General features: G+C 68.2%; 27 protein-coding genes. 5 read left to right on the forward strand and 22 right to left on the reverse strand.

Features of this window, described 5'->3' with window-relative positions; genetic code table 11:
- The 4 genes from ACILQS_RS04390 to ACILQS_RS04405 form a co-directional block, all read right to left on the reverse strand.
- On the reverse strand, positions 1-903 hold the full coding sequence (locus ACILQS_RS04390; protein WP_395638889.1) for an ABC transporter ATP-binding protein: 903 nt from the start codon (positions 901-903) through the stop codon (positions 1-3).
- A gap of 90 nt (positions 904-993) precedes the next feature.
- A complete protein-coding gene (gene nusB / locus ACILQS_RS04395; protein ID WP_395638890.1) occupies positions 994-1413 on the reverse strand; it encodes a transcription antitermination factor NusB in 420 nt (139 codons plus the stop codon).
- Positions 1414-1429: 16 nt separating this feature from the next.
- Complete coding sequence (gene efp / locus ACILQS_RS04400; protein ID WP_395638891.1) at positions 1430-1993, reverse strand: elongation factor P; 564 nt, start codon at positions 1991-1993, stop codon at positions 1430-1432.
- A gap of 11 nt (positions 1994-2004) precedes the next feature.
- Positions 2005-2439, reverse strand: coding sequence for a type II 3-dehydroquinate dehydratase (locus ACILQS_RS04405; RefSeq protein WP_395638892.1), 435 nt, complete (start codon positions 2437-2439; stop codon positions 2005-2007).
- A gap of 112 nt (positions 2440-2551) precedes the next feature.
- Between ACILQS_RS04405 and ACILQS_RS04410 the strand changes: the two genes are divergently transcribed.
- Positions 2552-2884, forward strand: a complete 333-nt coding sequence (locus tag ACILQS_RS04410) for a GIY-YIG nuclease family protein (RefSeq protein WP_395638893.1) — start codon at positions 2552-2554, stop codon at positions 2882-2884.
- A 1-nt stretch (position 2885) separates the two neighbouring features.
- On the opposite strand, the gene aroB is transcribed toward ACILQS_RS04410, so the two are convergent.
- The 9 genes from aroB to rpsD all read right to left on the reverse strand — a co-directional run bounded on the left by aroB (position 2886) and on the right by rpsD (position 12063).
- A complete protein-coding gene (aroB, locus tag ACILQS_RS04415) occupies positions 2886-3971 on the reverse strand; it encodes a 3-dehydroquinate synthase (RefSeq protein ID WP_395638894.1) in 1086 nt (361 codons plus the stop codon).
- Positions 3953-4447 carry a shikimate kinase gene (locus ACILQS_RS04420; protein WP_395638895.1) on the reverse strand — a complete coding sequence of 165 codons (495 nt, stop codon included), beginning with the start codon at positions 4445-4447 and terminating at the stop codon, positions 3953-3955. The genes aroB and ACILQS_RS04420 overlap by 19 nt, the downstream gene beginning before the upstream one ends.
- Positions 4444-5649, reverse strand: a complete 1206-nt coding sequence (gene aroC / locus ACILQS_RS04425; protein ID WP_395638896.1) for a chorismate synthase — start codon at positions 5647-5649, stop codon at positions 4444-4446. The genes ACILQS_RS04420 and aroC overlap by 4 nt, the downstream gene beginning before the upstream one ends.
- 4 nt (positions 5650-5653) lie before the next feature.
- Positions 5654-6499 carry a shikimate dehydrogenase family protein gene (locus tag ACILQS_RS04430; protein WP_395638897.1) on the reverse strand — a complete coding sequence of 282 codons (846 nt, stop codon included), beginning with the start codon at positions 6497-6499 and terminating at the stop codon, positions 5654-5656.
- Positions 6496-7881, reverse strand: coding sequence for an endolytic transglycosylase MltG (mltG, locus tag ACILQS_RS04435; RefSeq protein ID WP_395638898.1), 1386 nt, complete (start codon positions 7879-7881; stop codon positions 6496-6498). The genes ACILQS_RS04430 and mltG overlap by 4 nt, the downstream gene beginning before the upstream one ends.
- 1 nt (position 7882) lies before the next feature.
- Entirely contained in the window at positions 7883-8344 is a 462-nt protein-coding gene (gene ruvX, locus ACILQS_RS04440) for a Holliday junction resolvase RuvX (RefSeq protein WP_395638899.1), read from the reverse strand.
- 2 nt (positions 8345-8346) lie between these two features.
- On the reverse strand, positions 8347-11007 hold the full coding sequence (gene alaS, locus ACILQS_RS04445; protein WP_395638900.1) for an alanine--tRNA ligase: 2661 nt from the start codon (positions 11005-11007) through the stop codon (positions 8347-8349).
- A 102-nt stretch (positions 11008-11109) separates the two neighbouring features.
- On the reverse strand, positions 11110-11340 hold the full coding sequence (locus ACILQS_RS04450) for a hypothetical protein (protein WP_395638901.1): 231 nt from the start codon (positions 11338-11340) through the stop codon (positions 11110-11112).
- A 93-nt stretch (positions 11341-11433) separates the two neighbouring features.
- A complete protein-coding gene (rpsD, locus tag ACILQS_RS04455) occupies positions 11434-12063 on the reverse strand; it encodes a 30S ribosomal protein S4 (protein ID WP_395638902.1) in 630 nt (209 codons plus the stop codon).
- Positions 12064-12220: 157 nt separating this feature from the next.
- Here rpsD and ACILQS_RS04460 point away from each other — a divergent pair, with 157 nt between their 5' ends.
- The gene (locus ACILQS_RS04460; protein WP_395638903.1) at positions 12221-12976 is read left to right on the forward strand and encodes a metallophosphoesterase family protein; all 756 of its coding nucleotides are present in this window, start codon (positions 12221-12223) and stop codon (positions 12974-12976) included.
- Positions 12977-12979: 3 nt separating this feature from the next.
- Here ACILQS_RS04460 and ACILQS_RS04465 read toward each other — a convergent pair whose 3' ends face one another.
- Positions 12980-14260 (reverse strand): replication-associated recombination protein A, encoded by a 1281-nt coding sequence (locus ACILQS_RS04465; protein WP_395638915.1) that lies wholly within the window; start codon positions 14258-14260, stop codon positions 12980-12982.
- Between the two features lie 145 nt (positions 14261-14405).
- On the opposite strand from ACILQS_RS04465, the gene ACILQS_RS04470 reads away from it, so the two are divergent.
- From ACILQS_RS04470 to ACILQS_RS04480, 3 genes are all read left to right on the forward strand, one after another.
- Positions 14406-15185, forward strand: a complete 780-nt coding sequence (locus tag ACILQS_RS04470) for a peptidylprolyl isomerase (protein WP_395638904.1) — start codon at positions 14406-14408, stop codon at positions 15183-15185.
- A gap of 126 nt (positions 15186-15311) precedes the next feature.
- Positions 15312-16538: a DUF349 domain-containing protein gene (locus tag ACILQS_RS04475; protein ID WP_395638905.1), complete on the forward strand. Its 1227-nt coding sequence runs from the start codon at positions 15312-15314 to the stop codon at positions 16536-16538.
- An 87-nt stretch (positions 16539-16625) separates the two neighbouring features.
- Positions 16626-17192: a hypothetical protein gene (locus tag ACILQS_RS04480; RefSeq protein ID WP_395638906.1), complete on the forward strand. Its 567-nt coding sequence runs from the start codon at positions 16626-16628 to the stop codon at positions 17190-17192.
- Here ACILQS_RS04480 and ACILQS_RS04485 read toward each other — a convergent pair.
- The 8 genes from ACILQS_RS04485 to secD all read right to left on the reverse strand — a co-directional run.
- Complete coding sequence (locus ACILQS_RS04485) at positions 17181-19436, reverse strand: RelA/SpoT family protein (RefSeq protein WP_395638907.1); 2256 nt, start codon at positions 19434-19436, stop codon at positions 17181-17183. The two genes, ACILQS_RS04480 and ACILQS_RS04485, sit on opposite strands and share 12 nt — an antisense overlap.
- A gap of 283 nt (positions 19437-19719) precedes the next feature.
- On the reverse strand, positions 19720-20796 hold the full coding sequence (locus ACILQS_RS04490; protein WP_395638908.1) for a hypothetical protein: 1077 nt from the start codon (positions 20794-20796) through the stop codon (positions 19720-19722).
- Positions 20793-21401, reverse strand: coding sequence for an ATP-binding cassette domain-containing protein (locus ACILQS_RS04495; protein ID WP_395638909.1), 609 nt, complete (start codon positions 21399-21401; stop codon positions 20793-20795). Before ACILQS_RS04495 ends, ACILQS_RS04490 begins: the two co-directional genes overlap by 4 nt.
- A complete protein-coding gene (locus tag ACILQS_RS04500; RefSeq protein ID WP_395638910.1) occupies positions 21392-22240 on the reverse strand; it encodes a hypothetical protein in 849 nt (282 codons plus the stop codon). Before ACILQS_RS04500 ends, ACILQS_RS04495 begins: the two co-directional genes overlap by 10 nt.
- Before the next feature lie 308 nt (positions 22241-22548).
- Entirely contained in the window at positions 22549-23172 is a 624-nt protein-coding gene (locus ACILQS_RS04505; RefSeq protein WP_395638911.1) for a hypothetical protein, read from the reverse strand.
- A 99-nt stretch (positions 23173-23271) separates the two neighbouring features.
- Positions 23272-23622: a hypothetical protein gene (locus ACILQS_RS04510; RefSeq protein ID WP_395638912.1), complete on the reverse strand. Its 351-nt coding sequence runs from the start codon at positions 23620-23622 to the stop codon at positions 23272-23274.
- Between the two features lie 224 nt (positions 23623-23846).
- A complete protein-coding gene (gene secF / locus ACILQS_RS04515) occupies positions 23847-24908 on the reverse strand; it encodes a protein translocase subunit SecF (RefSeq protein WP_395638913.1) in 1062 nt (353 codons plus the stop codon).
- A partial coding sequence (secD, locus tag ACILQS_RS04520; protein WP_395638914.1) for a protein translocase subunit SecD occupies positions 24908-26320 on the reverse strand: 1413 nt, incomplete at its 5' end. The genes secD and secF, both read right to left, overlap by 1 nt.

The raw sequence follows: 26320 nt of genomic DNA on the forward strand, positions 1-26320 counted from the left end.
CTAGAAAGCGTGGGGCCGCGTGGGCTCGTCGGTGGCGCCCGTGGGGCGATCGCCGACCTGCTGCCGCTGCTTGCGCAGCGCGGCGGTGACGTAGTTCGGGGTGTGGTGGCTGTCGACGCCGAGGCGTTCGAGCAGGTCGGCGCGCAGGAGGGCGAGCGCGGCATCCGCCCGGTCGCGCGGGCGCGGCTGGCCGACCTCGAGGATCGATCGGATGCCGGAGCCGGCTCCCGGCGCCGCCGGGTCCTCGCCGAGCAGGACGATGCGGTCGGCGAGGGTGAGCGCCTCGTCGACGTCGTGGGTGACGAGCACGATGGTCGCCGGCTCGGTCGAGTGGATGTCGAGCAGGAGGTCCTGCATCGTGAGGCGGGTGAGCGCGTCGAGCGCGCCGAACGGCTCATCGAGCAGCAGCACGCCGGGACCGCGGGCGAGAGCCCGGGCGAGCGAGGCGCGCTGCGCCATCCCGCCCGACACCTGACGGGGCCGGAGCGTCGCCGCCTGCTCGAGCTGGACGAGCCGCAGCAGTTCGCCGACTCGGGAACGCCCCACGTCGGCGGCGGTGCCCCGGGGCAGGCCCAGAGCGACGTTGCGCTCGATCGAGCGCCACGGCAGCAGACGAGGCTCCTGGAAGGCGATCGCCGAACGCTGGTCGACATCAGCGACCGGCGTCCCGTCGAGGGAGAGCTCGCCGGCATCCGCCGCGTCGAGCCCGCCGATCAGTCGCAGCAACGTCGACTTGCCACACCCGGACGGGCCGAGCAGCGCGATGATCTCGCCGGGACGGATGTCGAGGTCGATCCCGCGCAGCACCGGCTTCTCGCCGCCCCCCGGAGCCGGGAAGGTGCGGCCGACGCCGCGCAGACTCACCCGCAGGGCGGGGGCGGAGACGACGGAGGATGCGGGCACCCGACAGAAGTTACGGAAGCCCGCGCCGCCGCACAAAACGACGTGTCACGAAACGCAATCAAGCGTCACGGAGTGACGCACGAGAGCCGCTCAGGAAGGGAGGCGGTCCCGCGCGATCGCGCCGAGCAGGCCGTTCAAGTAGCCCGACGACTCCTCGGTGCTGAGGGTCTTCGCGAAGTCGACGGCTTCGGCGATCGCGACCCCGTCGGGCACCTCGTCGTTGTGCAGGATCTCCCACGCCGCCAGCCGCGCGATCGCCCGATCGAGGGCCGGCATCCGGGCGAGGCTCCAACCGAGCGAGTGCGACTCGATTTCCTCGTCGAGGTCGGCGAGGTTCTTGTCGACCCCCTCGACGATCTCCCGGGCGTACGGCCACGACGAACCGCGCTCGGGGCGGGTCTCGGCGCGTTCCGCCTCTTCGCCGAGCAGCGTCGAGATCTCGATGCCGCGCACGTCGGCGCCGTAGAGGATGTCGAGCGCGCGCTTGCGCGCCTTGGTACGGGAACTCACGAGGTGGTCAACGGCCCTAGTCGTTGATGCGGCCGAGGTACGACCCGTCGCGGGTGTCGACCTTGACGCGGGTGCCCTGCTCGAGGAACAGCGGCACCTGGATCTCGTAGCCCGTCTCGAGCGTTGCCGGCTTCGTGCCCGCGCTCGAGCGGTCGCCCTGCAGACCCGGCTCGGTGTAGGTGACCTCGAGCACGACCGAGGTCGGCAGCTCGACGTAGAGCGGCTCGCCCTCGTTCGTGGCGATCGTCACCGTCTGGTTCTCGAGCATGAAGTTGGCGGCGTCGCCGACGATCGGTCCGGGAACGGTGATCTGGTCGTAGTCGCTCGTGTCCATGAAGACGAAGTTCTCGCCCTCCTTGTACAGGTACTGGAAGTCCCGGCGGTCCACCGTGGCGAAGTCGATCTTCGTGCCGGCGTTGAAGGTGCGGTCGACGACCTTGCCCGACATGATGTTCTTCACCTTCGTGCGCACGAAGGCCCCGCCCTTGCCGGGCTTCACGTGCTGGAACTCGATGACGTTCCACAGCTGCCCGTCGATCGCGAGCACGCTGCCGTTCTTGATGTCGTTGGTCGTAGCCACGAGGGACGAGCTTAGCCCTGCCCGAGCGCGACGAGCGCAAGCACGTACGAGTCGAACCCGAATCCGGCGATCGTCCCGGTCGCGACCGACGAGATCACACTCGTGTGCCGGAACTCCTCGCGGGCGTGGGGGTTGGAGATGTGCACCTCGATGAGCGGGATGCCTGCCTTGGTCACCAGCTTCGCGGCGTCGGAGAGCGCGTAACTGTAGTGCGTGAACGCCGCGGGATTGAGAATCACCGGCGTGCTCGTGTCGACGGCTTCGTAGAGCCAATGGATGAGCTCGGCCTCGTCGTCGGTCTGCCGCAGATCGATCTCGGTCCCCTCGACCGCCCGCTCGGCGAGGAGCGCACGCAGCGCCGACAGGTCCTGGGCGCCGTACACATCCGGTTCGCGGCTGCCGAGCCGTCCGAGGTTCGGTCCGTTGAGCACCAGCACGCGAGACATGGGTTCAGCCTAGGGCGAGGAAACCGATGGCTGAGCAGCGTCCGAAGGACGCGTGTCGAAGCCCTGTGGACGAGCCGACGCGCTCGACGGATCTGGGCCCGATACTGCCCTGATGCCGCACGCGTACATCCTTCGTTGCTCAGACGGCAGCTACTACACGGGGAGCACGAGGAACCTCGAGCACCGCATCCATCAGCACTCCCTCGGCCTCGTCCCCGGCTACACGGCCGACCGGCTGCCGATCGTGCTCGTGTTCGCAGAGGAGTGCGACCGCGTCGACGATGCTTGGGTGCGCGAACGGCAGATCCACGGCTGGTCTCGGCGCAAGAAGGAGGCCCTCATCGCCCAGCGCTACGACGACCTCCCGAATCTGAGCCTGAGCACCGCGCGACGTGCGGGCTTCGACACGCCGCCGGAGGCGGCTGCTCAGCCATCGGAACTCTGACTCAGCCTTCGGCGACGTTCTGGTAGGCGAGGAAGAGCAGCGACTCGTCGGGGCCTTCGAGTGTCGTGGGGCGACCGATGCCGTCGAGCACGATGAAGCGCAGCATCCCGGCCCGGGCCTTCTTGTCGCGCTGCATCGTCGCGAGCAGCGTCTTCCACCGGCCGAGCGAGTACGTCGTCGGCAGCGACAGCGAGGTGAGGATGCGGCGGGTGCGTTCCACGGCGTCGTCCGAGAGGTTGCGGGTGAGCCGCGACAGCTCGGCCGCGAACATCATCCCGATCGCGACGGCCGCGCCGTGCCGCCACTGGTACCGCTCGGCGTGCTCGATCGCGTGGCCGAGCGTGTGCCCGTAGTTGAGGATCTCGCGCAGCCCCTGCTCGGTGAAGTCCTCGCCGACGACCCGCGCCTTCACCGCGATCGAGAGCTCGACGACCCGGCGGAAGGCCGGTGTGCGCGGATCGGTGACGGCATCCACGTCGGCTTCGATGATGTCGAGGATCTCGGGCTCGGCGATGAAACCCGACTTCACGATCTCCGCGAAACCGGCGAGGATCTCGTTCTTCGGCAGCGCGTCGAGCAGTTCCAGGTCGCACAGCACGGCGCGCGGAGCGTGGAAGGCGCCGACGAGGTTCTTGCCCTCGGCGGTGTTGATCCCGGTCTTGCCGCCGACCGCGGCATCCACCATCGCGAGCACCGTCGTCGGCACCTGCACGACGTCGACGCCGCGCAGCCAGGTCGCGGCGACGAAGCCCGCGAGGTCGGTCGTCGCTCCCCCGCCGAGCCCGATGACGGCGTCGGTGCGGGTGAAGTCGGTCTGGCCCATGACGCCCCAGCAGAAGGCGGCGACTTCGACACGCTTGGCGTTCTCGGCATCCGGCACCTCGGCGAGGTAGACCTCGTAGCGGCCCGAGAGCTGCTCGCGGAGCGCCTCGGCGCGCGCGCCGAGGGTCGGAGCGTGCACGATCAGCACTTTCGCGGTCTTCGGCGAGAGCACGTCGGCGATCCGGGAGAGCAGCCCGCGCCCGACGAGCACGTCGTACCCGGGGGTACCCCCGACCGGGATCGTCGTCACGTCGTCGTCAGCCATGCCGCCACCTCGTCCGCCAGTTGGTCGTTGGGGCGATGCGACGTATCGAACGTCGCATCCGCCAGTCGTTCGTAGATCGCCCAGCGCGGGGCATTGAGCGCGACCCAGTCCTGCACGCCGTTCGCGACGAGCGGCCGGTCGGCGTCGCCCGCGATCCGCGGTGCGACAGCCTCGGGCGAGATGGTCAGGAACACGACGCGGTGCCCGGCGAGATCGGCTTGCGTGCCGGGATCGAGGATCGCACCTCCCCCGAGCGACAGCACGCCCTCGCCCTGGAGACCGCGGCTGACGACGGTCCGCTCGATCTCCCGGAACCGGGGCTCGCCGTGCTCGCGGAAGATGTCGGCGATCGGTCCGTACTCGGCGGCGATGAGCTTGTCGGTGTCGGCGAACGGCACCCCGAGGATGCGTGCGACTCGCTTGCCCAGACGGGACTTGCCGGCCCCGCTCGGCCCGATGAAAACGATCACGCTCACTCGGGGGCGGACGCGGGCGCCGTGCGCAGCGCCTCGGGGATCGCCGCGAGGTAGCCCTGCAGGTTGCGTCGGGTCTCCTCGATCGAGTCGCCGCCGAACTTCTCGAGCACGGCGTTCGCGAGCACGAGAGCGACCATCGCCTCGGCGACGACCCCGGCCGCGGGCACGGCGCAGACGTCGGAGCGCTGATGGTGCGCCTCGGCGGCGACGCCGGTCGAGACGTCGACGGTGCGGAGGGCGTGCGGGACGGTCGCGATCGGCTTCATCCCGGCCCGCACGCGGAGCACGGTGCCCGTCGACATCCCGCCTTCGACGCCGCCCGCCCGGTCCGACAGCCGGGTGATGCCGTCGGCGCCGATGACGAGTTCGTCGTGCGCGGCCGAACCCGGACGCGTCGTCGTCGTGAAGCCGTCGCCGACTTCGACGCCCTTGATCGCCTGGATGCTCATGAGCGCCGCCGCGAGTTGCGCGTCGAGCCGGCGGTCCCAGTGCACGTAGGAGCCGAGTCCCGGCGGCAGGCCGAAGGCGAGCACCTCGACGACGCCGCCGAGGGTGTCGCCGGAGTCGTGGGCCGCGTCGACCCGCGCGACCATCGCCGCCGAGGTCGCAGCGTCGAAGCACCGCAGCGGGTCGGCGTCGAGTGCGGCGACGTCGTCCGCAGTCGGCAGGGCGGCGCCGTCGGGCACGCGCACCTCGCCGATCGAGAGCGTGTGGGCGACGAGGCGGATGCCGAGCTCGCCGAGGAACGCGCGCGCGACAGCGCCGAGCGCGACCCGGGCTGCGGTCTCGCGGGCGCTCGCGCGCTCGAGCACGTTGCGCGACTCGGGGAAGTCGTACTTCTGCATCCCGACGAGGTCGGCGTGGCCGGGCCGGGGACGGGTGAGCGGGGCACCGCGGCCCTTCGGCAGCGACTCGACGTCGACGGGTTCGGCGCTCATCACGTCGACCCAACGGGGCCACTCCGTGTTGCCGACCCGCAGTGCGATCGGCGAGCCCATCGTGAGGCCGAATCGGATGCCGCCCGAGATGTCGAGCACGTCCTCCTCGAACTTCATCCGGGCGCCGCGCCCGTACCCGAGCTTGCGGCGCTGCAGATCGGTCTGGATGGCGGTCTTCGAGACCGGCACGCCCGCGGGCATCCCCTCGAGGATCGCCACGAGCTCGGGGCCGTGAGACTCCCCCGCGGTCAGCCAGCGCAACATGGTCTCAGTCTTCCAGGTTCAGGCGCACCGCTTCGCGCATCGCGGCGACCACCTCGTCCTCGTCGTCGAGCTCGCCGCCTTCGACGCCCGTGGCGAAGATGCGCACCTGCTCGATCGCCTGGTGCAAGAGCATCTCGAGGCCGCTGACCACAAGGCCGTCACGCTCGGTCCACCGGGCGGCCCGCGGCGTCGGCCACGGGTCGTACGGCACCTCCATCAGCACGTCGCCGAGGTCGGCCTCCGGGACGTCGTCCGGATCGATGTCGCCGGGCAGTGTGTTGATGACCAGATCGGCGCGCACCGGCACGTGCGACCCGTAGAGTCGCCACTCGGTGTGGACCCCGAGTCGATCGCCGAGCTCCTCCAGCGCGTGGATGCCGGAGAGGCTCCGCCCGGAGACGAGCACGCGCGAGGCGCCCAGCCGCGCCGCCGCGAGGAACGCCGACCCGGCCGTGTTGCCGGTGCCGATGATGTGGACGGTGTCGACATCCGTCACGCCGTGGTCGCCGAGCGCTCCCACCAGACCCGCGACGTCGGTGTTGAAGCCGTGCGGCCCGTCCTCGTCGAACAGCACCGTGTTCGCGGCACCCGAGATGTCGACGAGGTCGGACCGGTGGGCGAGCAACGGCAGCACCTCGTGCTTGAGGGGCATCGTCAGCGAGAGGCCGCGCCAGGACTCGTCGAGTCCCCCGAAGAACGCGGGAAGCGTGCCCGAGGGCGTCTCGACCCGCTCGTACTCCCAGGGCAGCCCGAGCACGCGGTAGGCGGCGCGGTGCAGCTCGGGCGAGCGCGAGTGCTCGATCGGCGACCCGAGCACCGCGAGGTGTCGGACGCCCCCTGCGGGGCTCACTCGCAGTACGACGCGTTCTCGTCGCTCGCGCGGCACCAGGCGTACAACTGCTGTGCAGCGGCCTCGTGTTGGTTCGCGGTCTCGGAGAAGACGGTCTCGCCGGTCTGGAGGTTGATCGGGACGAAGAACAGCCACGGGCCGTCCGCGGGCGAGATCGCGGCCTGGATCGCCGCCTCGCCGGGCAGGCCGATCGGCCCGTACGGCAGCCCCTCGTGGAAGTAGGTGCTGTACAGGTTGTCGGGGTTCTGCCGCTCGGCCTCCGTCGTCCAGACGGTGTCGAGGTTTCCGGTGCCGTAGGCGACCGTCGCGTCGGACTCGAGCTTCATCCCGATGTCGAGGCGGTTGTAGAACACCCGCGCGATCTTGGGCGGGTCGTCGGGGTTCGGGCCGGATTCGCGCTGCACGAGCGCCGCCATCTTGAGGATGTCCAGGCGGTCTTCGACCGCCACGCCGTTGGCGTCGAGCACCTCGAACATCTTGTCGACGGTCATCTGGATGGCATCCTGCGCCGTCACGCCGGGATCGAACGTGTAGGTGGCCGGGAACATCCAGCCTTCGATGCCGGGCGACTCCGCGGGAATGCCGAACGAGGTGTAGTCGGCGGCGGCCGCCTGCAGTTCCTCGAGCGGGATCTCGGTCGCGGCGGCGATCTGCACGAGCGCGGCGGCGTAGCTCGAGCCCTCGATGATCGGCACGCGGTTGACGACCTGGTTCGCCGGGTCGGTGATGGCCGCGACCGCCGAGGCCGCGCTCATCTCGCCCTGCAGGCGGAACGCCCCGGGGAAGAAGGTGATGTCGGAGTTCTCCGGCAGCAGCAGATAGTCGTACACGGCGTCGAACGACATCGTGACGCCTTCGTCGTGCAGTTTGCGCGCGACATCCTCGCCGATGTCGTCGCTCGCCACCGTGACGATGATCTCCTGGCCGTTGCCGGTGCCGGGGTAGTCGTTGGCGACCTCCCAGCCGAAGAGTTCGCGCACCTGCTCCTCGTAGGTGAGCCAGGCGTAGGCCGCCGCGCCGCCGCCGCCGGCGATCAGGACCGCGAGGATGACGAGCACGGCGATGAGACCGCGACGCTTCTTCTTCGGTTTCGCCAGTTCGTCCGAGGGCGTGCGGGTGCCGCGTCCGCCGCGGGCCGACTGCTGCTCCTCGCGCTCGCGGAGCTGGCGTCGGGTGAGCGTCTCCGTCGCCACCGCGGACGGGGCGTCGTGGATGTTGGTGCGGGCCGTCTGCTGGGCCTGCGCCTCGGCGGCCGCGACGGCGAACGGGTCGGAGGCACGCACGCCCGGATACGCGGTCGGCTCCGCGGCGGGCTGTTGCGGGCGGGCGGATCCACCTTCCGCGGGACGGAAGATCTCGTCCCAGCTGGGTTCGTTCGCCACGTCAGGCACCTCCGTCGGGGTCGACCCGCGCTCCGGGCGGCAGGCCCGCCGAGCGCTCGTGGTCGAGGGCGTTCTGGAGGATGATAACAGCGGCGACTTGGTCGATCACGGGACGCGAACCCTTGGTGCGTCGCCCCGCGGCGTGCAGAGCGCGCTGGGCGGACACCGTCGAGAGCCGCTCATCGACGAGGCGCACGGGGACCTGGGTCCAGCCCGCGAGGGCCGCGGCGAACTCCCGCGCGTCGGTGGTCGAGGCGGTGTCGGCGCCGCTCAGCGACAGCGGGAGCCCGACCACGATCTCGGCCGGGCCGTACTCCTCGACGAGCAGCCGGAACGCCCGCTCGTCGGCGTCCACGCGGGCGAGAGTCGCCACCGGGGTCGCCAGGAGCCCGTCGCGGTCGCACACCGCGATTCCGACGCGCGCCTTCCCCACGTCGACGCCGAGTCGAACCCCGGGACGCACGCTCAGCCCTGCAGCGCGGCCGAGATGCCCGAGAGGGCCGCGCCGATCGCGCCGAGGTCGGTGCCGCCGCCCTGCGCGAGGTCGTCCTTGCCGCCGCCGCCACCGCCGAGGGTCGCCGCCGCCTGCTTGGCGAGAGCCCCGGCCTTCGCGCCGGCTTCCCGAGCTGCAGGGGTGGTCGCGACGATGACCGCCGGCTTCCCGCCGACGCGAGCCGCGAGAGCGACGACAGACGACTCGGAGCCGAGCCGCTCACGAACGCTCGTCGCGAGGGAGCGGAGCTCATCGGCCGACGCCAGTTCGCCGAGGTCTTCGATCACGGCGAGGTAGCCGCCGACGCGCGTCGCGTTCTCGACCAGAGCCGGCACCCGGCCGGAGAGCTTGGAGGCTTCGAACGCCGCGATCTTCTTCTCCGCCGCCTTCAGCTGCTCGACGAGCGAGGAGATCCGCTCCGGCAGCTGCTCGCGCGGCGTTTTGAGCGTGCTGGTCAGCTGCGACACGATCGCGCGCTCCGCGGTGAGGTCGCGGAACGCGTCGAGTCCGACGAGTGCCTCCACCCGGCGATTCGTCGAACCGACGCTGGACTCGCTGACGAGGTTGACGAGCCCGACCTCCGCGGACCGGTTGACGTGGATGCCGGCGCACAGTTCCCGCGACCAGCCGCCGTCGCCGATGTCGACCATCCGCACGGTGTCGCCGTACTTCTCGCCGAACAGCGCCATCGCGCCCGCCGCCTTGGCCTCATCGAGAGAGAGGATGCGGGTGCTCACCTCGAGGTTGTCGCGCACCGCGTTGTTCGAGATCTCCTCGATCTCGCTGCGCGTCTCGGGCGAGAGCGCCTGGTTCCACGAGAAGTCGAGCCGCAGGTAGCCGGCCTTGTTGAAGGATCCCGACTGGTGCGCCTCGCTGCCGAGGGTCTGGCGCAGCGCGGCGTGCACGAGGTGAGTCGCGGAGTGCGCCTGCGACGCCGCGTGCCGGTAGAGCGGGTCGACGATCGTCGTGGCGACGGCATCCACCGCCACCTCGCCGGCGCGCACCTTCACGGTGTGGCTGATGAGCCCCTTGACCGGCCGCTGCACGTCGAGCACCTCGAGGTCGAAGCCGTCGCCGACGATCGCCCCCTGGTCGGCCGCCTGGCCACCGGACTCCGCGTAGAGCGACGATTCGGCGAGCACGACCTCGGCGGTCTGACCGACGGTCGCCTTCTGCGCGGGCTGGCCGTCGATGAGGATGCCGAGCACCCGGGTTTCGGTCTGCAGGGTGTCGTAGCCGGTGAACACCGTCTCGCCCTGCGAGCGCAGGGCGGAGTAGACGGCGAGGTCGGCGATCGCGCCCTTCTTCGCCTTGGCGTCGGTCTTCGCGCGCGTGCGCTGCTCGAGCATGAGCTTGTCGAACGCGTCGCGGTCGACCGTGAGGCCGGCCTCCTCCGCGATCTCGAGCGTGAGGTCGATCGGGAACCCGAAGGTGTCGTGCAGCAGGAAGGTCGTGTCGCCGGGCAGCGTGACAGCTCCGGCCTTCTTGGTCTCGGCGACGGCGGTGTCGAGGATCGTCGTGCCGCTGGCGAGCGTTCCGAGGAAGGTCTCCTCCTCGCCGAGGGCGAGTCGCGACGTGCGATCCCAGTTCTCCTCGACCTCGGGGTAGGCGTCGCGCATCGCATGGCGCGACGCGTCGAACAACTCCGCGAACGACGGCGCATCCACGCCGAGCAGCCGCATCGAACGGATGGCGCGACGCAGCAGGCGACGCAGGATGTAGCCGCGGCCCTCGTTGCCCGGCGTGACGCCGTCGGTCATCAGCATGAGCGACGACCGCACGTGATCGGCGATGACCCGGAACCGCACGTCGTCGCCGTGGTCGGCGCCGTACTTCTTGCCCGAGAGCTCCACGGCGCGGTCGAGAACGGGCCGCACCTGGTCGATCTCGTACATGTTGTCGACGCCCTGTTTGATGAACGCGACGCGCTCCATCCCCATGCCGGTGTCGATGTTCTTCTTCGGCAGCTCCCCGACGATGTCGAAGTCGACCTTGCTGCGCACGTTCTGGATGGCGTACTGCATGAAGACGAGGTTCCAGATCTCGACGTACCGGTCGTCGTCCGTCGCCGGACCGCCGTCGACGCCGTAGGCGGGGCCGCGGTCGAAGAAGATCTCGGAGCAGGGACCGGCGGGACCGGGCTGCCCGGTCGACCAGTAGTTCGAGTCCTTGCCGAGGTTCTGGATGCGGTCGTCCGACAGACCCGCGACGCCCTTCCAGAGCTTCCGCGCCTCGTCGTCCTCCTCGTAGACGGTGACCCAGAGGTCCTTCTCGTCGAAACCGAGGCCGCCGGCGCTCTCCGGGCTGGTCAGCAGCTCCCAGGCGTAGCCGATCGCGCCTTCCTTGAAGTAGTCGCCGAACGAGAAGTTGCCGTTCATCTGGAAGAACGTGCCGTGGCGCGGCGTCTTGCCGACCTCCTCGATGTCGTTCGTGCGGATGCACTTCTGCACGCTCGTCGCCCGCGGGTAGGGCGCCGGCACGACTCCGGTGAGGTACGGGATGAACGGCACCATGCCGGCGACGGTGAACAGCAGGCTCGGGTCGTCGCTGACGAGCGACGCGGAGGGGACGACGGTGTGGCCGCGCTCCCCGAAGTAGGTGAGCCAGCGGCGTTGGATCTCGGCGGTCTGCACGGCGGTTCCTGCTCTGTATCGCCGCCCGGAGGGCGGGCATGTGAAGACGAGAGGCGCGGCGGACCGCCCGGCGGGGCGACCGCCGGACCGGGGTCGGCGGGGTTAGTTGGCGGCGGAGCGGGCGCGGGCGCCGATGTCGGAGACGACACCGTCGACCGTCTGCTTGAGCTCGGCCTCGCGGCTCTTGTAGCCCTGCACGACGGCGTCGCCGAAGTCCTTGGCCTTCTTGTCGACGTCGGCGAAGAACTTCTGACCCTCGGGGGTCTTGGCGACCTGGTGGGCGATCGCGAAGCCGGCGGCGACGCCGACGGTGAGAAGCAGCAGACCCTTCATGAGGATCCTCCTTCGGGGATGTCGACAACAGAAACGACGAACGGGGAAGTCCCCAGCTTACGCCGGTGGCTTCCCCGTTGTCGTGATGGTTGCTTAGCGGGCCGCGTAGTACTCGACGACGAGCTGGACCTCGGCCGTGACCGGAACCTCGGCGCGCTTCGGGCGACGCAGCAGCGTGGCCTGGAGCTTGTCGAGCTGCACCTCGAGGTAGCCCGGGGTCTTCGGCAGCACGTCGACGTGGCCACCGGCCGCGGCGACCTGGAAGGGCTCGGTGCCCTCCGAGCGCTCCTTGACGTGAATCGTCTGACCCGGCTTGACCCGGAACGACGGGCGGTCGACGAGCTGGCCGTCGACGAGGATGTGGCGGTGCACGACCATCTGGCGGGCCTGCGCCGTGGTCCGCGCGAACGCGGCGCGCAGCACGAGCGCGTCGAGACGCATCTCGAGCAGCTCGACCAGGTTCTCACCGGTCAGGCCCTGGGTACGGCGGGCCTCGTTGAAGACGATGCGCAGCTGCTTCTCGCGGATGCCGTACTGCTCGCGCAGACGCTGCTTCTCGCGCAGACGCACGGCGTAGTCGCTGTCGGTCTTGCGCTTGGTGCGACCGTGCTCACCCGGAGCGTAGGGACGCTTCTCGAGGTAACGGGCGGCCTTGGGCGTCAGCGGGATGCCGAGCGCACGGGAGAGACGCACCTTGCGGCGGTCCTGGGACTTCGTAACCAATGTGAATCCTTCGAACACGTGGACGCGGCTGTCGCGACTCACGGACGTACATCGGCACTCCCCCGGAAGACCAGGCGCACGTCGCAACGCCCCGGAAAGGGTGGAACGGGAGTGGGATGTGTCCGTCATCCAGACGAACCCGCCTACTTTAGCAGACATGGTCTCCACCGTCGCCGTCCTCTCCGACGTCCACGGGATGCTCGGCGCACTCGATCGCGCGCTGGCGGAACCGCTGGTCTCGGGCGCCGAGCGGATCGTGGTGACCGGAGACCACACCTGGGGACCCCAGCCGACGGAGGTGCTCGATCGGCTGACGTCGCTCGGGGACCGCGTCGTGCTCATCCGCGGCAACGCGGACCGCGAACTGCTCAGGATGTCTCAGGGGCTCGATGTCGGTCTGAACGACGATCCCGTCGCGGTCTGGGGCGCCGCGCAGCTCACTCCGATCCACCAGCAACTGCTCGAGCGGATGCCGGAGACCGTCACGCTCGAGGTCGACGGATTCGGCCCCGTCCTGTTCTGTCACGCGACGCCTCGTGACGACGAGGAGGTCGTTCTCGTCGACAGTCGCGCGGACCGATGGTCGGAGGTACTCGCCGGCGTGCCCGCCGAGGTCGCGACCGTCGTCCTCGGGCACACTCATATGCCTTTCACGCGGCTCGTCGACGGCCGACTGATCGTGAACCCGGGAAGCGTCGGGCTCCCCTACGGTCGCGCGGGCGCGCACTGGGCGGTGCTCTCCGACGGGGGCGTCACTCTCCGGCGCACGTTGTTCGACGTCGACGAGTTCGTCCGCGAGACGGCGGCAGCGTCGGCGCTGCCGGGCGTGGAGGGGTGGCTCGAGAGCTTCGTCCGGAGCCCCGCGAGCGATCTCGATGCGATCGCGATCTTCGGGCCGCGCGACGGGCGCTGAGGGCTACTCGCCTCTGAGGATCGCGCGGATCTTCTCCAGGCGCGCGGTGACATCCCGCTCATACCCGAAGCCGGTCGGGTCGTAGTACGTCGTGCCGACGAGTTCGTCGGGCAGGTACTGCTGCGGCGCGACGCCGAACTCGGCGTCGTGGGCGTACTGGTAGCCCTTCCCATGGCCCAGCCGCGTCGCGCCCGGGTAGTGCGCGTCGCGCAGATGGATCGGGATGCGCCCGATCCGCCCCGCCCGGACGTCGGCGATGGCGGCATCCAGGGCCTTGTACGAGGCGTTCGACTTCGGTGCGGTCGCCAGGTAGACGACGGCTTCGGCGAGGAGGATGCGACCCTCCGGCATCCCGATCAGAGCCACCCCTTCGGCGGCGGCGACGGCGATCGGCAGCGCCTGCGGGTCCGCCATCCCGATGTCCTCCGCGGCGAGGATCATGACGCGCCGGGCGATGAAGCGCGGGTCCTCCCCCGCTTCGATCATCCGGGCCAGGTAGTGGAGCGAGGCGTCGACGTCCGACCCGCGCACCGACTTGATGAACGCCGAGATCACGTCGTAGTGCTCGTCGCCCTGACGGTCGTAGCGCAGCAGCGCGCGGTCGACGGTGGCCGACACGAGATCGGCCGAGATCGAGGGGATGTCTCCCTCCTCGGCATCGGCGAGGGCCGAGGTCGCCACCGCCTCGAGTGCCGTGAGCGCACGGCGGGCGTCGCCGGAGGCGAGCTGGACGATCGCGGCGCGGGCGGCATCCTCGAGCCGGACCGTTCCGGCGAGCCCGCGGGGATCGGTCACCGCTCGATCGACCAGCAGCGCGAGATCGTCGTCGCCGAGCGGCTGCAGGGTGAGCAGGAGCGACCGCGACAGCAGAGGCGCGATCACTGAGAACGACGGATTCTCGGTCGTCGCCGCGACGAGGATGACCCAGCCGTTCTCGACGCCCGGGAGCAGACCGTCTTGCTGGGCCTTGGAGAAGCGATGGATCTCGTCGAGGAAGAGCACCGTCGAGACGCCGTAGAGGTCGCGGTCGGAGCGCGCCTTCTCCATCACCTCGCGCACGTCCTTCACGCCGGCGTTCACGGCGGAGAGCTCGGTGAACCTCCGGCCCGACGAGTGGGCGATCGCCTGGGCGAGCGTCGTCTTGCCGGTGCCCGGGGGGCCCCAGAGGATCAGCGACACGGCCCCCGACTCCCCCGTGGTGTCGTTGGCGAGGTTGACCAGCGGCGAGCCCGGCTTCAGGAGGTGCGACTGCCCGGTGACCTCGTCGAGTGAGCGGGGGCGCATCCGGACGGCGAGCGGGGAGGCGCCCGCGCGGAGTCCGGGCTGAGTCACCCCGTCATCGTAGTTCGCACATCTGTCACCCTTGGGGCCCACGCTAGAGTTCTCTGCGGCACACCGGAAGGCCAGTACTCGGAAGGCTCAGGACAGCGTGGCATCAGTCAACAAGCAGCAGCGGGAGGCCGCGGCGCGGCTCAAGCGGTATGAGGCACGCCAGCAGCTGAACGCCACGCAGACGAAGCGTCGCGTGCGCGACAACGTGATCGCGGTCGTCAGCGTCGTCGTCGTCGCAGGTCTCGCCGGGTTCGCGCAGTTCGCCGCGATCAACTGGGGACCGCTCGCCCCCACGCCGACGCCCACCGCGACCGAGGCTCCCGCCGCCGGCGAGAACGTCGGCGCCCCCGACCCCGACCTCTCCGAGGACCGCGTCTGGACCGGCGAGATCGGCTTCAACGACAGCACCGTGGTCGGCATCCAGCTCGACGGCACCCTCGCCCCCCAGGCCGTCGCCGGGTTCGTGCAGGACTTCCAGACCGGCTACTACCCCGGCACGACCTGCCACCGGCTCGCGGGCGACCTCTCGTTCCTGCAGTGCGGGTCGATCGACGGTGTCGGCGGATCCGACCCGGCGTTCTCGTACGGTCCGGTCGAGAACGCGCCGGCCGACAACATCTACCCCGCCGGCTCGATCGCGATGGCCCGGCAGAGCGACAACGGCTACAGCCAGGGCCACCAGTTCTTCATCGTGCTGACCGACACCCAGCTCGGCGCCGACACCGCGGGCGGGTACACGATCGTCGGCAGCGTGACGTCCGGACTCGACACTCTCGCGGCGCTCGTCGCCGGCGGAGTCGACCCGGCCGCGGTGGGCTCGGACGGCAGCGGATCTCCGCTCACGCCCGTCGGCATCACCTCCTTCACGATCCAGTAACGCCCCGCCGCCCGGCCCGCTCACCGTCGGAGGCTTCCCGGGCGTGCAATAGGCTGTTCCGGGTCCGGGCGAGGCCCCCGGACGACTGGGATCCCAGCGCGTCTGGGGATACTGCGAGGAAGCACAGTGGCGAACGAACAGACACCGTGGGGTCGCGTCGGCGACGACGGCACGGTGTACGTCCGGGACGGCGACGGCGAACGCGCCGTCGGGTCCTACCCCGATGCGACGCCGGAGGAGGCGCTCGCCTACTTCGAGCGCAAGTTCGTCGAGCTGCAGGGCCAGGTGTCGCTGGTCGAGCAGCGCGTGCGCGGCGGGGCCCCGGCGGCCGACGTCGCGAAGACGATCGCCTCGCTCAGCGAGGCCGTCGCGACCGCGAACGCCGTCGGCGACCTGGCGTCGCTGACCGAACGTCTCGGCAAGCTCTCCGGCAGCGTCGGAGAGCTCACCGAGAAGCAGTCCGCTGAGGCGCGCGCCGCGGTGGATGCGGCCATCGCCGACCGCGAGGCACTGGTCGCCGAGGTCGAGGCACTCGCCGCCCAGGATCCCGCGAAAGCGCAGTGGAAGCAGGTCTCGGCGAAGCTCGACGAGCTCTTCACCCGCTGGCAGACCGCGCAGAAGGACGGACCGCGCCTGCCGAAGTCGGTCGGCGACGATCTCTGGAAGCGATTCCGTGCCGCCCGCACCACGCTCGAGACCCACCGCAAGGCGTTCTTCGCCGAGCTGGACAGCACGCACAAGGAAGCCCGCACCCGCAAGCAGGAGCTGGCCGAACGTGCCGAAGCCCTCGTCGGCAAGGGCACCGCCGCCATCCCGGACTACCGTCGCCTGCTCGACGAGTGGAAGCTCGCGGGGCGTGCCGGCAAGAAGGTCGACGACGCCCTCTGGGCCCGCTTCAAGGCCGCGGGCGACGCCCTCTACGCCGCGAAGGCGGAGGTCGACGCGCAGGAGAACGAGGCGTTCGCCGGCAACCTCGAGCAGAAACTCGAGCTGCTGGTCGAGGCCGAGAAGCTGCTCACGGCGACCGACCGCGACGCCGCGAAGCAGACGCTGCTCGGCATCCAGCGCAAGTGGGACGCGATCGGCAAGGTCCCCCGCGACTCGCTCCGCAGCGTCGAGGACCGCATGCGCAAGGTCGAAGCCGCCGTCAAGAAGCTCGAGGACGACCACTGGAACAAGACCGACCCGGAGAAGGTCGCTCGGTCCACGGGTCTCGCCGCACAGCTGTCGGGGGCGATCGAGAAGCTCGAACGGGAACTCGCGGCCGCGAAGGCCGCCGGCGACGCGCGCAAGATCAAGGATGCCGAGGAGGCTCTCGCCGCCCGACGCGTCTGGCTCGACGCGCTCGGCTGAGAACCCGGGAGTTCTCCACAGCCTTCGCCGTCCACCGGATGGCATCCCCCGCCCTCCGCTGACCCTGCCGGCCGGGATGCTGTCGGCATGCGCCTCTCCCCTGTGCTCGGCGACGCCGACCTCTCGCCCGTCGAGCTCCAAGCCGCGCGGCTCGACGGCGAGGTCTACGAACTCGCCGGTGCCTTCTGTCTGATCGGCGAGATCGAAGCACCCGCGCATCGGGCACGCGCGGTCCTGGGAGGCCGCTCCCCGCGACTCATCGCCGAGCTCGGCACCGCCGCCTGGATCTGGGGCGCCGCCGCCGAGCCGCTCCGCCTCGAGTTCGCCGTGACACCCGATGCGCGAGCCCGCCTGGTGCCGGCCGAGCAGATCACCGTCCGCGAGATCGTCTACGAGCGCGACGACGTCTGCGTGCTCGACGGCTTCTCGGTGACGACGCCGCTGCGCACCATCCTCGACCTCGCCCGATTCACCGAACCGTTCGACGCGGCCGCCGCAACCGGGCTCGCCGAGATCGGGGGGCTCGACGCCGACGACTGCCGCGAGGCGCTCGCGAGCCGACGCGGCATCCCGGCGAAGAGACGCGCGGAGCGGCGGCTGCGGGCGCTGTTCGAGCGGCCAGGAGGCCGGGCGGTGCGGTCCTCAGGCGGTTGACACGCGGTAGACGTCGTAGACGGCGTCGATGCGCCGTACGGCGTTCAGCAGGCGGTCCAGGTGCACGGTGTCGCCCATCTCGAAGACGTACCGGCTGATCGCGAGGCGATCGCTCGAGGTCGAGACGTTGGCCGAGAGGATGTTGACGTGGTTCTCGGCCAGCACCCGGGTGATGTCGGAGAGCAGTCCGGCCCGGTCGAGAGCCTCGACCTGGATCTGCACGAGGAACACGCTCAGCGAGGTCGGCGCCCACTCGACGTCGATCATCCGATCGGGGTCGTCGCGCAGCGCGACGACGTTGGAGCAGTCGTCGCGGTGCACCGAGACGCCCGACCCCCGCGTGACGAAGCCGACGATCGGGTCGCCCGGCACCGGCGTGCAGCAGCGCGCGAGCTTCACCAGGATGTCGGGAGCCCCGCGTACGAGCACGCCCGAGTCGCTCGGCCGCAGTTGGCGGGCCCGGCCCTTGGAAACGAAGGCGACCTCGGCCTCGTCGACCTCGGCCTCGGACTGCAGCGAGGCGACCACCTTCTCGAGCACCGACTGAGTCGAGATGTGCCCCTCGCCGACGGCCGCGTAGAGGGCTTCGACGCCTTCGTACCGCATCGCCGCGGCGACCTCCGCGAAGACATCCGAACTCATCAGCTTCTGCAGCGGCAGGTTCTGCTTGCGCATCGCCCGAGCGATCGAGTCCTTGCCCTGGTCGATCGCCTCTTCGCGGCGCTCCTTCGTGAACCAGCCGCGGATCTTGTTGCGGGCGCGCGGGCTCTTGACGAAGTTCAGCCAGTCCTGGCTCGGGCCGGCGTCGGGGTTCTTCGAGGTGAAGACCTCGACGACGTCGCCGCTTCCGAGTTCGCTCTCGAGCGGCACGAGCCGGCCGTTGACCTTCGAGCCCATCGTGCGATGCCCGACCTCGGTGTGCACCGCGTAGGCGAAGTCGACCGGGGTGGCGCCGGCCGGGAGGCCGATGACCTTCCCCTGCGGGGTGAAGACGTAGACCTCCTTCGCGCCGATCTCGAACCGGAGGTTGTCGAGGAACTCGCTCGCATCCTCGGTCTCCGACTGCCAGTCGCTGATGTGCGCGAGCCAGGCCATCTCGGTGTCGGTCGTGCGACCGGCATCCTCACCGCGTCCAGACGCGATGCGCTCCTTGTACTTCCAGTGCGCGGCGACACCGAACTCGGCGCGCTGGTGCATCTCGTGCGTGCGGATCTGGATCTCGATCGGGCGTCCCTTCGGCCCGATCACCGTCGTGTGCAGCGACTGGTAGAGGTTGAACTTCGGCGTCGCGATGTAGTCCTTGAAGCGGCCCGGGATGGGGTTCCACCGGGCGTGGATGGCGCCGAGCACCGCGTAGCAGTCGCGGATGTTGTTGACGAGCACGCGGATGCCGACGAGGTCGTAGATCTCGGTGAACTCGCGACCGCGCAGCACCATCTTCTGGTAGATCGAGTAGTACTGCTTCGGCCGACCGACGACCTGACCCTTGATCTTTCCCGACTTGAGGTCGTCGTTGACCGAGTCGATGACCTGCTGCACGAACTCCTCGCGCTGCGGCGTGCGGTCGCGTACGAGGCTCTCGATCTCGACGTAGAGCTTCGGGTGGAGCACGGCGAACGACAGGTCTTCCAGTTCCCACTTGATGGTCTGGATGCCGAGTCGGTGCGCGAGCGGCGCGTAGATCTCGATCGTCTCCTGCGCCTTGCGCTTCGCCGACTCCTCCGGCACGAAGCCCCAGGTGCGCGCGTTGTGCAGCCGGTCGGCGAGCTTGATGACGAGAACGCGGATGTCTTTCGACATCGCGACGACCATCTTGCGCACGGTCTCGGCCTGCGCGCTGTCGCCGTACTTGAGCTTGTCGAGCTTGGTGACGCCGTCGACGAGCATCGCGATCTCGTCGCCGAAGTCAGCCCGCACCATGTCGAGGGTGTAGTCGGTGTCTTCGACCGTGTCGTGCAGCAGGGCCGCGGCGAGGGTCTTCGACCCGATCCCGAGGTCGGCGAGGATCTGCGCGACCGCGACCGGGTGCGTGATGTACGGCTCGCCGCTCTTGCGCTTCTGCCCCGAGTGCGCCTTCTCGGCCGCCGCGTAGGCCCGCTCGATCAGCGCGATGTCGGCCTTCGGATGATGCGTGCGCACCGTCTTCAGCAGCCGGTCGACGGCCCCGGTGGGCTGTGCGCGCGAGAAGATGCGCGGCAGCAGGGTCCTCAGGGATGCCGTCCCCGGCGCCTGAGTCTCCGTCATGAAGAGAGTCTAGTTTCGCGGCGACAGAGGCGCTGACAAGTCCGGGAGCTGCGATCTAGGCCGAGACGTCGAGGCTGCTGTTGGACCGAGGTCGAGCCTCCGCTTGTCGCACTTCGCGATCGCCGCCTCATTCGCCCAAAGCAGTCTCAATTCCCCCCGATCACGAAGGCGCGCCTACGCACCCCGACGCAGATCACAAGCCCGCGAGCGACTCCAGCGACGTTAAGGGAGACCATGGCACAGCCTGCACAGAGGCGCCCGCGAGCCGCTGACCGCCCCCTTGTTAGCGACCTTTGAGCTCTCCGACCACGTCCGAGCGGCCGAGAGCCAAGACTCCGATCGTCGGGGCAAGCAAGCTGCCGCTAGCGAGAACCGCAAGGTCAAGCGAAACACTTGAGAGCACAAGACCGCCGGTCAGCAAAGGTCTCGCCGCCACTAGCGCAACTAGCGAGCCGATAGACATCGGGACAAGGATCAGGAGGAGGTACTCAGCTGAGGCGAAGAAGAGGCGTGTCCGCGCTTGCATCCCCAAGAGTTGGTAAAGCGCATAATCTGCTTTCCTCGCCCGAATCCAGACCACAAACATCGCAAGAACGGTAAACAGCGCGCCGAACGGAAGGAAGCGCGAGAGCCTCGTGACGAGATCATTGTCCGTCGGGCCGATTTCGTGCGTAAATGGCGAGATACCCACGCGCTGGTCAAACCACCCGTCGAGGACCTTCGCAACTCGGCTCGCGGCGGATGGCTCAGCCTCGACAAAACAACTATCGACCTCAGCGAGCCCAACTTCTGGAACGAAGATCGCACGGTCGTATGTCGGATCACGAGGCACGCCGAGCGGGATCTGCCCCACTTGGAGGTCACGCGTTCCATCGGGCGTATCCAGCCGCAGCCAAGAGTCAGCTGTGAGGCCCAGACGATCCACCAAGTACGAGCCTACAGTCACACTGCTCCTTGTACCGCCATAGCTAAGGTTCGGCCACATTACATCCGCGAAAGTTGGAGTCCCGCGAACAATCCATGCCGTGACCTCTGGGGCCAGAGCTGGGTGAACGCCGGAGAACTCCGACCGGCCGCCGGCGCTAATGACGCCGGGCAGGACGTTCAGTTCCTCGCATCGAGCCGCGCTCAGATATCCCTCTTCGATCGGCGTAATGAGCGATACGTTGCCGCCTGCTGCGACAAATTCGTCGTATTTGCCGCTAAGCTGATGGACCTCAAACGCCGTGCCAACCACGATCGCTGCGGAAGCGAAAAGTGCAACCGCAGCCGTCACGACCGACAGCCCACGAGCGGCTAGAACGTTTCGCACAGATTCAATCGCGAGATCACGCAGACGAAAGCCCGAGCGTCCCGTCATGCCAGATCCAAATAGCCGTCGTCGAGGACATACGTCACGTCGCATTGCTCGCTGACAAACTCGTCGTGTGTAGCGATTATGACTGTGGCCCCTGTGTTGCTTAGAGCACGTAACGCCTCACAGATCAGTTCGCGCGAGCGCGCATCGAGTGCTGCAGTCGGCTCATCCGCAAGCACAGTTCCCGAACCCCGAGTCAGTTCGCGAGCAATGGCTACTCGCTGGCGCTCGCCCCCAGATAGACGATAGACGGGCTGATCAGCGCAATGTTCCATACGTAGCTCCACGAGCTTCTCCATGGCAATCAGCTTGGCCCGAGGGTGAGAGACTCCTGTCGACATCGGGCCTAGCGCAACATTGTCAAGCGTCGTGCGGTTGAGGAGCGAAGGAGCGGATTGAAATATCCACCCGACTGGGCCAGGGTCAGATTTAGAAACCGTGCCGGCCGACAATGGAACTCGACCTGCAATGGCACCCAAGAGCGTGCTCTTACCCGCGCCGGAAGGTCCCTTGATCGCGGTGAGCCCCGGGGAAAAGGTTGCATCCACACGCTCAAGAATCTGCTTTCCGCCAAGCCGAACACTCAAACCGCGCACCGTCACCGACATGATCGATACTCGGTCGGGGCCGCGACAAGTACCTTCATGCTTTCGTCCAGTTCACCGCGTACAGTGACGATCCCGTCTCGTTCGGCGACGATCTCGACCCCGACCGGGATCGAGATACCTCGAACATCGACAACGACGCATGTCAGTCCGTCGGCGTCTTGTACAAGCGAAGCGCTCGGCAGGAGCCACGACATCGGATCGCTAGGTGATCGCAAAGTGACGGTAATGACCCGCGCGGCGGGATCTAGCCTCTCGCCGAGGTCAGCCAGGACGTCTGCCGCGACAGCGTCCATGGCCTCGGAAAAGGGGTACTCGGAATCTCCAACGAAGAGCTGCTCATCCGGCCCCGCAGTAATCGGGAGAGAGGACACAGGCTCGCTAGCCGACTGCTCATCTTCCGTGACCGGCTCCTGAAATTGGACTAGGACCGCCGCTTCTAGAACTGGTCGCGCATTAAAGAGTTCAGTCCCGGGCGACGGCGCTTGTGCGCCAACCGTCAAATCGGATGAATCGACGATCACCACCTCTCTCGGAAGGTAGACCAACCATCCGGGATCAAAGTCGCGGCCGACCGCCGTCGGTACGCCGATGCTCCTTCCAAACTCGATTAGGGCGGTCCTCGTCTGGGTCGTAAAGCGGTCGACGTCCGGTGCACTCAAACCTCGGCTGCGCAGAAAAGAGTTTAGAGCCGCAACGTCAGAACCCGTGTCGCCAAGCGTAAGGGGTCGGTAGAAGGGCTCCTCAGAATGAAAGGCTACGCGGTCGACCCCAGACACCCGCGCGACCGAGTCGCCTGACGATATCGTTGACCCCCCGCTGAAGTTGACGCGCTGGAGCACCCCGGTCCAATTTGGCGCCACCACTGAAATCGGCGGGCTCCAGTCCAACATCAGTGAGGCGCTCGTCTCGATCGGGCCGTCAGGCCCCCGAGGGTGAACTAGGACCAATTCCCTTTGCGAGAACGTTTGGCTGGATTGAGCGAGGGTCAGCCACGCAATTGCCAGTGTCGGCGCAAGCACCCAGAGCACAAGACCAGAAGCGAGCAGAATCGTTCGGAGCCGCGGACTACGGGGCGCATCCTGCCCCACGTTGGCAGCAGCGACAACTCGAGAGTCTCGCAGTTGATTGGATCGATTGACCAGACGGTTCAAAGGTATGCCACTACAGCAGTCGGAATTTCGGGGAACAGCTCGAATTGGGCGTCTTGGAGGCAAGTGATAGTCGCCGACCAGCGCTCCGAATTCGATCCATCTGGAGTGAGCGGCTCGGGTCCGGCCATTTCGGCAGGTGTGTCTTCCTCGCCCGAAACGTCGTAGCCTCGATCACGAAGACACTCGAGCGTCGCAAGACGTATACCTTCATCCATGTCGTAGGGCGTCGTGGATTCGTACACTCCTTGGACCATGCCGTAATAGCGATCTTGACACGCGAGGACGTCCTGTCCTTTTTGGTCCTCGCTTCTTCCACCAGCATCCACCTCGATGATCAGCCCGAAGCCATCGATTGGACTAGTCCACGTTTCCGGTGCTGGGTACCCTCGAGCGACTAAACAAGCAGCAAACCGATCGTAAGCGGCCAGGTACTCGACGGATTCGATTTGGCCGTCTCGCAAAGCGTCGGCCTGTTCGACCCAGCCATTCTCCTCGGCAGTCTCGGCAATCTCTTTAATCTGCTCCGAAGAGAGCCGTCCCACTTCGGCCGAAACCGAGGTGCAGCTCGCGAATAGACCGGCCGCGGCGAGCATGACGAGGATAGAGACGGTTCGCCGCACTTTTGATCCTGACTTCAACTAGCAATGGCGTGGTTAAGCGGACTGCTCCAAAGGCGGAGGGGCTCCGAACTCAGAATAGGGCCCCTCCGCCTCATGAACCTAGTAGACGCTAATCGAAGAGCCAGTACCGCCGTAGCGGTGTTGTGAGGTCGATGCCTTGACCCCATTCATCGAGACGCTGACGGAGGATGTGTACTTGGTTGTGTACGCTCCGTGGTTGAGCGATACCTGGAGCGCCGCCGCGCACCCTCCGACCTCGCGATTCGTGACTGCTATTCCGTTCCCGCTTTCCCAGTTGTTCCAACCCCACCAGTCCCAGTACTGATTGCAAGTCGGGACGTACGAGTCGTAGTGGTAGTCGTAATGGGGTGTCGCCGACGCGCTAATCGAGCTAAGCGCAACGATCCCAACAGCGAGGGCCACCGCCGTGGCTGTCTTCTTTCTCAGCATCCCAGATCCCTTCTACACCCGCGCCCCTGTAGCGCGGGCTTCAGCTGAGGCTACCTCGGCGACAGGAGGATTGGGAAGACGGATCGGTCTATCCCAGGTCAACGAGTCGGATTGCGAGCGGAAAGCGGAAGCTGTCGACACGGCTTGGCCACGCAAAGGCGGCGTAAAGGCCCGGCAGGGGGGGTCGAAACGCCACTGAAGTCGCCGGCGACTCTCCAGCGCCGCTAGCCTCCTCTTTGGCCAGCTGGGTCACGCACGTGCTTGCGGTCTGCAGCCGACCTCGCCCGCAGTTCGAGCACCCGCTTGTCACGACGCGCGATCATCGGCTCGTTCTCACGGAACCAGACGTAGAGCGGCGAGGCGACGAACGGCGTCGAGTACGTGCCGATGATCGTTCCGACGAGCAGCGCGAGCGAGATGTCACGGAGCGTGTCGGCGCCGAGCACGAAGGATCCGATGAAGAGGATCGCGGCGACCGGGAGCGCGGCGACGACGCCGGTGTTGATCGAGCGCACGAGCGTCTGGTTGACGGCGAGGTTGACCGTCTCCCCGAACGTGCGGGTCGAGTCATCCGACATCTCGGAGGTGTTCTCGCGGATCTTGTCGAACACGACGACCGTGTCGTACAGCGAGAAGCCGAGGATCGTGAGGAACCCGATGACCGCGGCCGGGGTGATCTCGAAGCCCGAGAGCGCGTAGACGCCGACCGTGATGATGAGGTCGTGCAGCAGCGAGAGGATGGCGGCGAGCGACATCTTCCAGGTGCGGAAGTAGATCGCCATCATGACCATCGCGAGCACCAGGAACACGGCGAGGCCGATGAGCGCCTGGCGGGTGATGTCGGCGCCCCAGGTCGGCCCGATGAACGACGAGGTTACCTCGCTCGAGTCGTAGGCCTCCTCGAGGGCGAGGGCGACCTCCTGGGTCTCGGTGTTGGTCAGCTGGTCGGTCTGCACCCGGACTCCGGAGTCGCCGACGATGCTGACGCGGGCGACGGCGTCCGGCACGACCGAGCGCACGGCCTCTTCGGCGAGCGTCGAGTCGGGCTGGTCCTCGCCGTCGGGGATCGCCGCATCGGAGACCTGGAACTGCGAGCCCCCGCGGAACTCGATCCCGAAGTTGAACCCGGCGGCGAAGTCGCCGGCTCCGCGCACGAACGGCACGGCGAGGGCGAGCAGCATGAGCACCGCGGCGATGCTCAGCCAGATCCGGCGCAAGCGGATGAACGGAACCGACCGCTCACCGGTGTAGAGGTCGTTGCCGAAGCGCGTGAGACCGCTGGCCATTACTTCTTCCCCTTGGACGGAGCGGTCGTGGATTTCGAAGGGGCCGACTTCGGGGTCGACGGCTTCGACCCGAGTGCGGCCTGCTCGGCCGCCTTGCGCTCGGCGATCGTCTGACGCCGCTCCGCTTCGCGGTTCGCGCCCGCCTTCCGCGCCTCCGCCGACGGGCGGAACTCGGCACGGCCGCGGTAGACCGCCCCGAGCGCCTGCGGGTCGAGGCCGCTGAGCGGATGCCCGGACAGGAAGAAGCGTCGGGTCGCGAGGAGCTGCAGCATCGGATGCGTGAACAGCACGACGACGAGGACGTCGATCACGACGGTGATCCCGAGGGTGAAGGCGAATCCGCGCACGTTGCCGACCGCCACGATGTAGAGCACGATCGCCGAGAGGAGCGTCACGCCCTTCGCCGCGTAGATCGTGCGCAGGGCGCGTTTCCAACCGGCTTCGACGGCGCCGGTCAGCGCTCGGCCGTCGCGGAGCTCGTCGCGGATGCGCTCGAAGTAGACGATGAACGAGTCCACGGTGAAGCCGATGGCCACGATGAGACCCGCGACCCCCGCCAGCGACAGACGGTAGTCGAGGCGACCCCACGAGAAAATCGTGATCGTCAGGTAGGTGATGACGGCGGCGACCACGAGCGACGCGATCGTCACCGAGGCCAACAGCCGGTACTGGAAGAACGAGTAGATGACGACGAGCAGAAGACCGATGCCGCCAGCGATGAGTCCGCTGGCGAGCTGGCTCTCGCCGAGGGTCGCCGAGATGCGCTCCTCGCTCTGCGCCTCGAAGCTCACGGGCAGCGCCCCGAACTTCAACTGGTTCGCGATCGTCGTCGCGGTCTCCTGGTCGAAGCTCCCGGTGATCTCCGGCTGACCGTTGGTGATCGCGGCGTTCGTCGACGGGGCGATCAGCACCTTGCCGTCGAGCACCGCCGCGAACTGGTCGCGCGGGGCGGGCAGCGAGACGAGGCGGGTGGTGATCGCGGCGAACTGCTCGGTGCCTTCGCCGTCGAAGGTCGGGTAGATCGCCCAGGCGTTGGTCAGGGCGCCGTTCGCACCCTGCTGCTGCCCGGCACGGGCATCGCTGATGTTGGAGCCGTCCACCTCGACCGGACCGAGCAGGTACTTGATCGAGAGGTCGGCCTCGCAGGTGATGAGCGGCTCGTCTGCGGGGGCGACGTTCGTCGTCTCGGTCGCCAGGCTCGCGCAGTCGAAGGCGTCGTACTCGGCCTGGAGTTCCGGCGTCACCCAGGCGAGGTCGCTGCCATCGGTCGGGGTCGCGCTCGGCGTCGCGGCGGGGTCGACGGCCGCCGGATCGGTCGCCTCGGGCGTCGCGCTCTCGGTCGGATCCGGGGTGCCGTCGCCGTCGGCATCCGTTCCGTCGTCCACGCTCGTCGCCGAGGGAGCGCCGGTCAG

The organism is Pseudolysinimonas sp. (assembly GCF_044239695.1).
Lineage (GTDB): Bacteria > Actinomycetota > Actinomycetes > Actinomycetales > Microbacteriaceae > Pseudolysinimonas_A.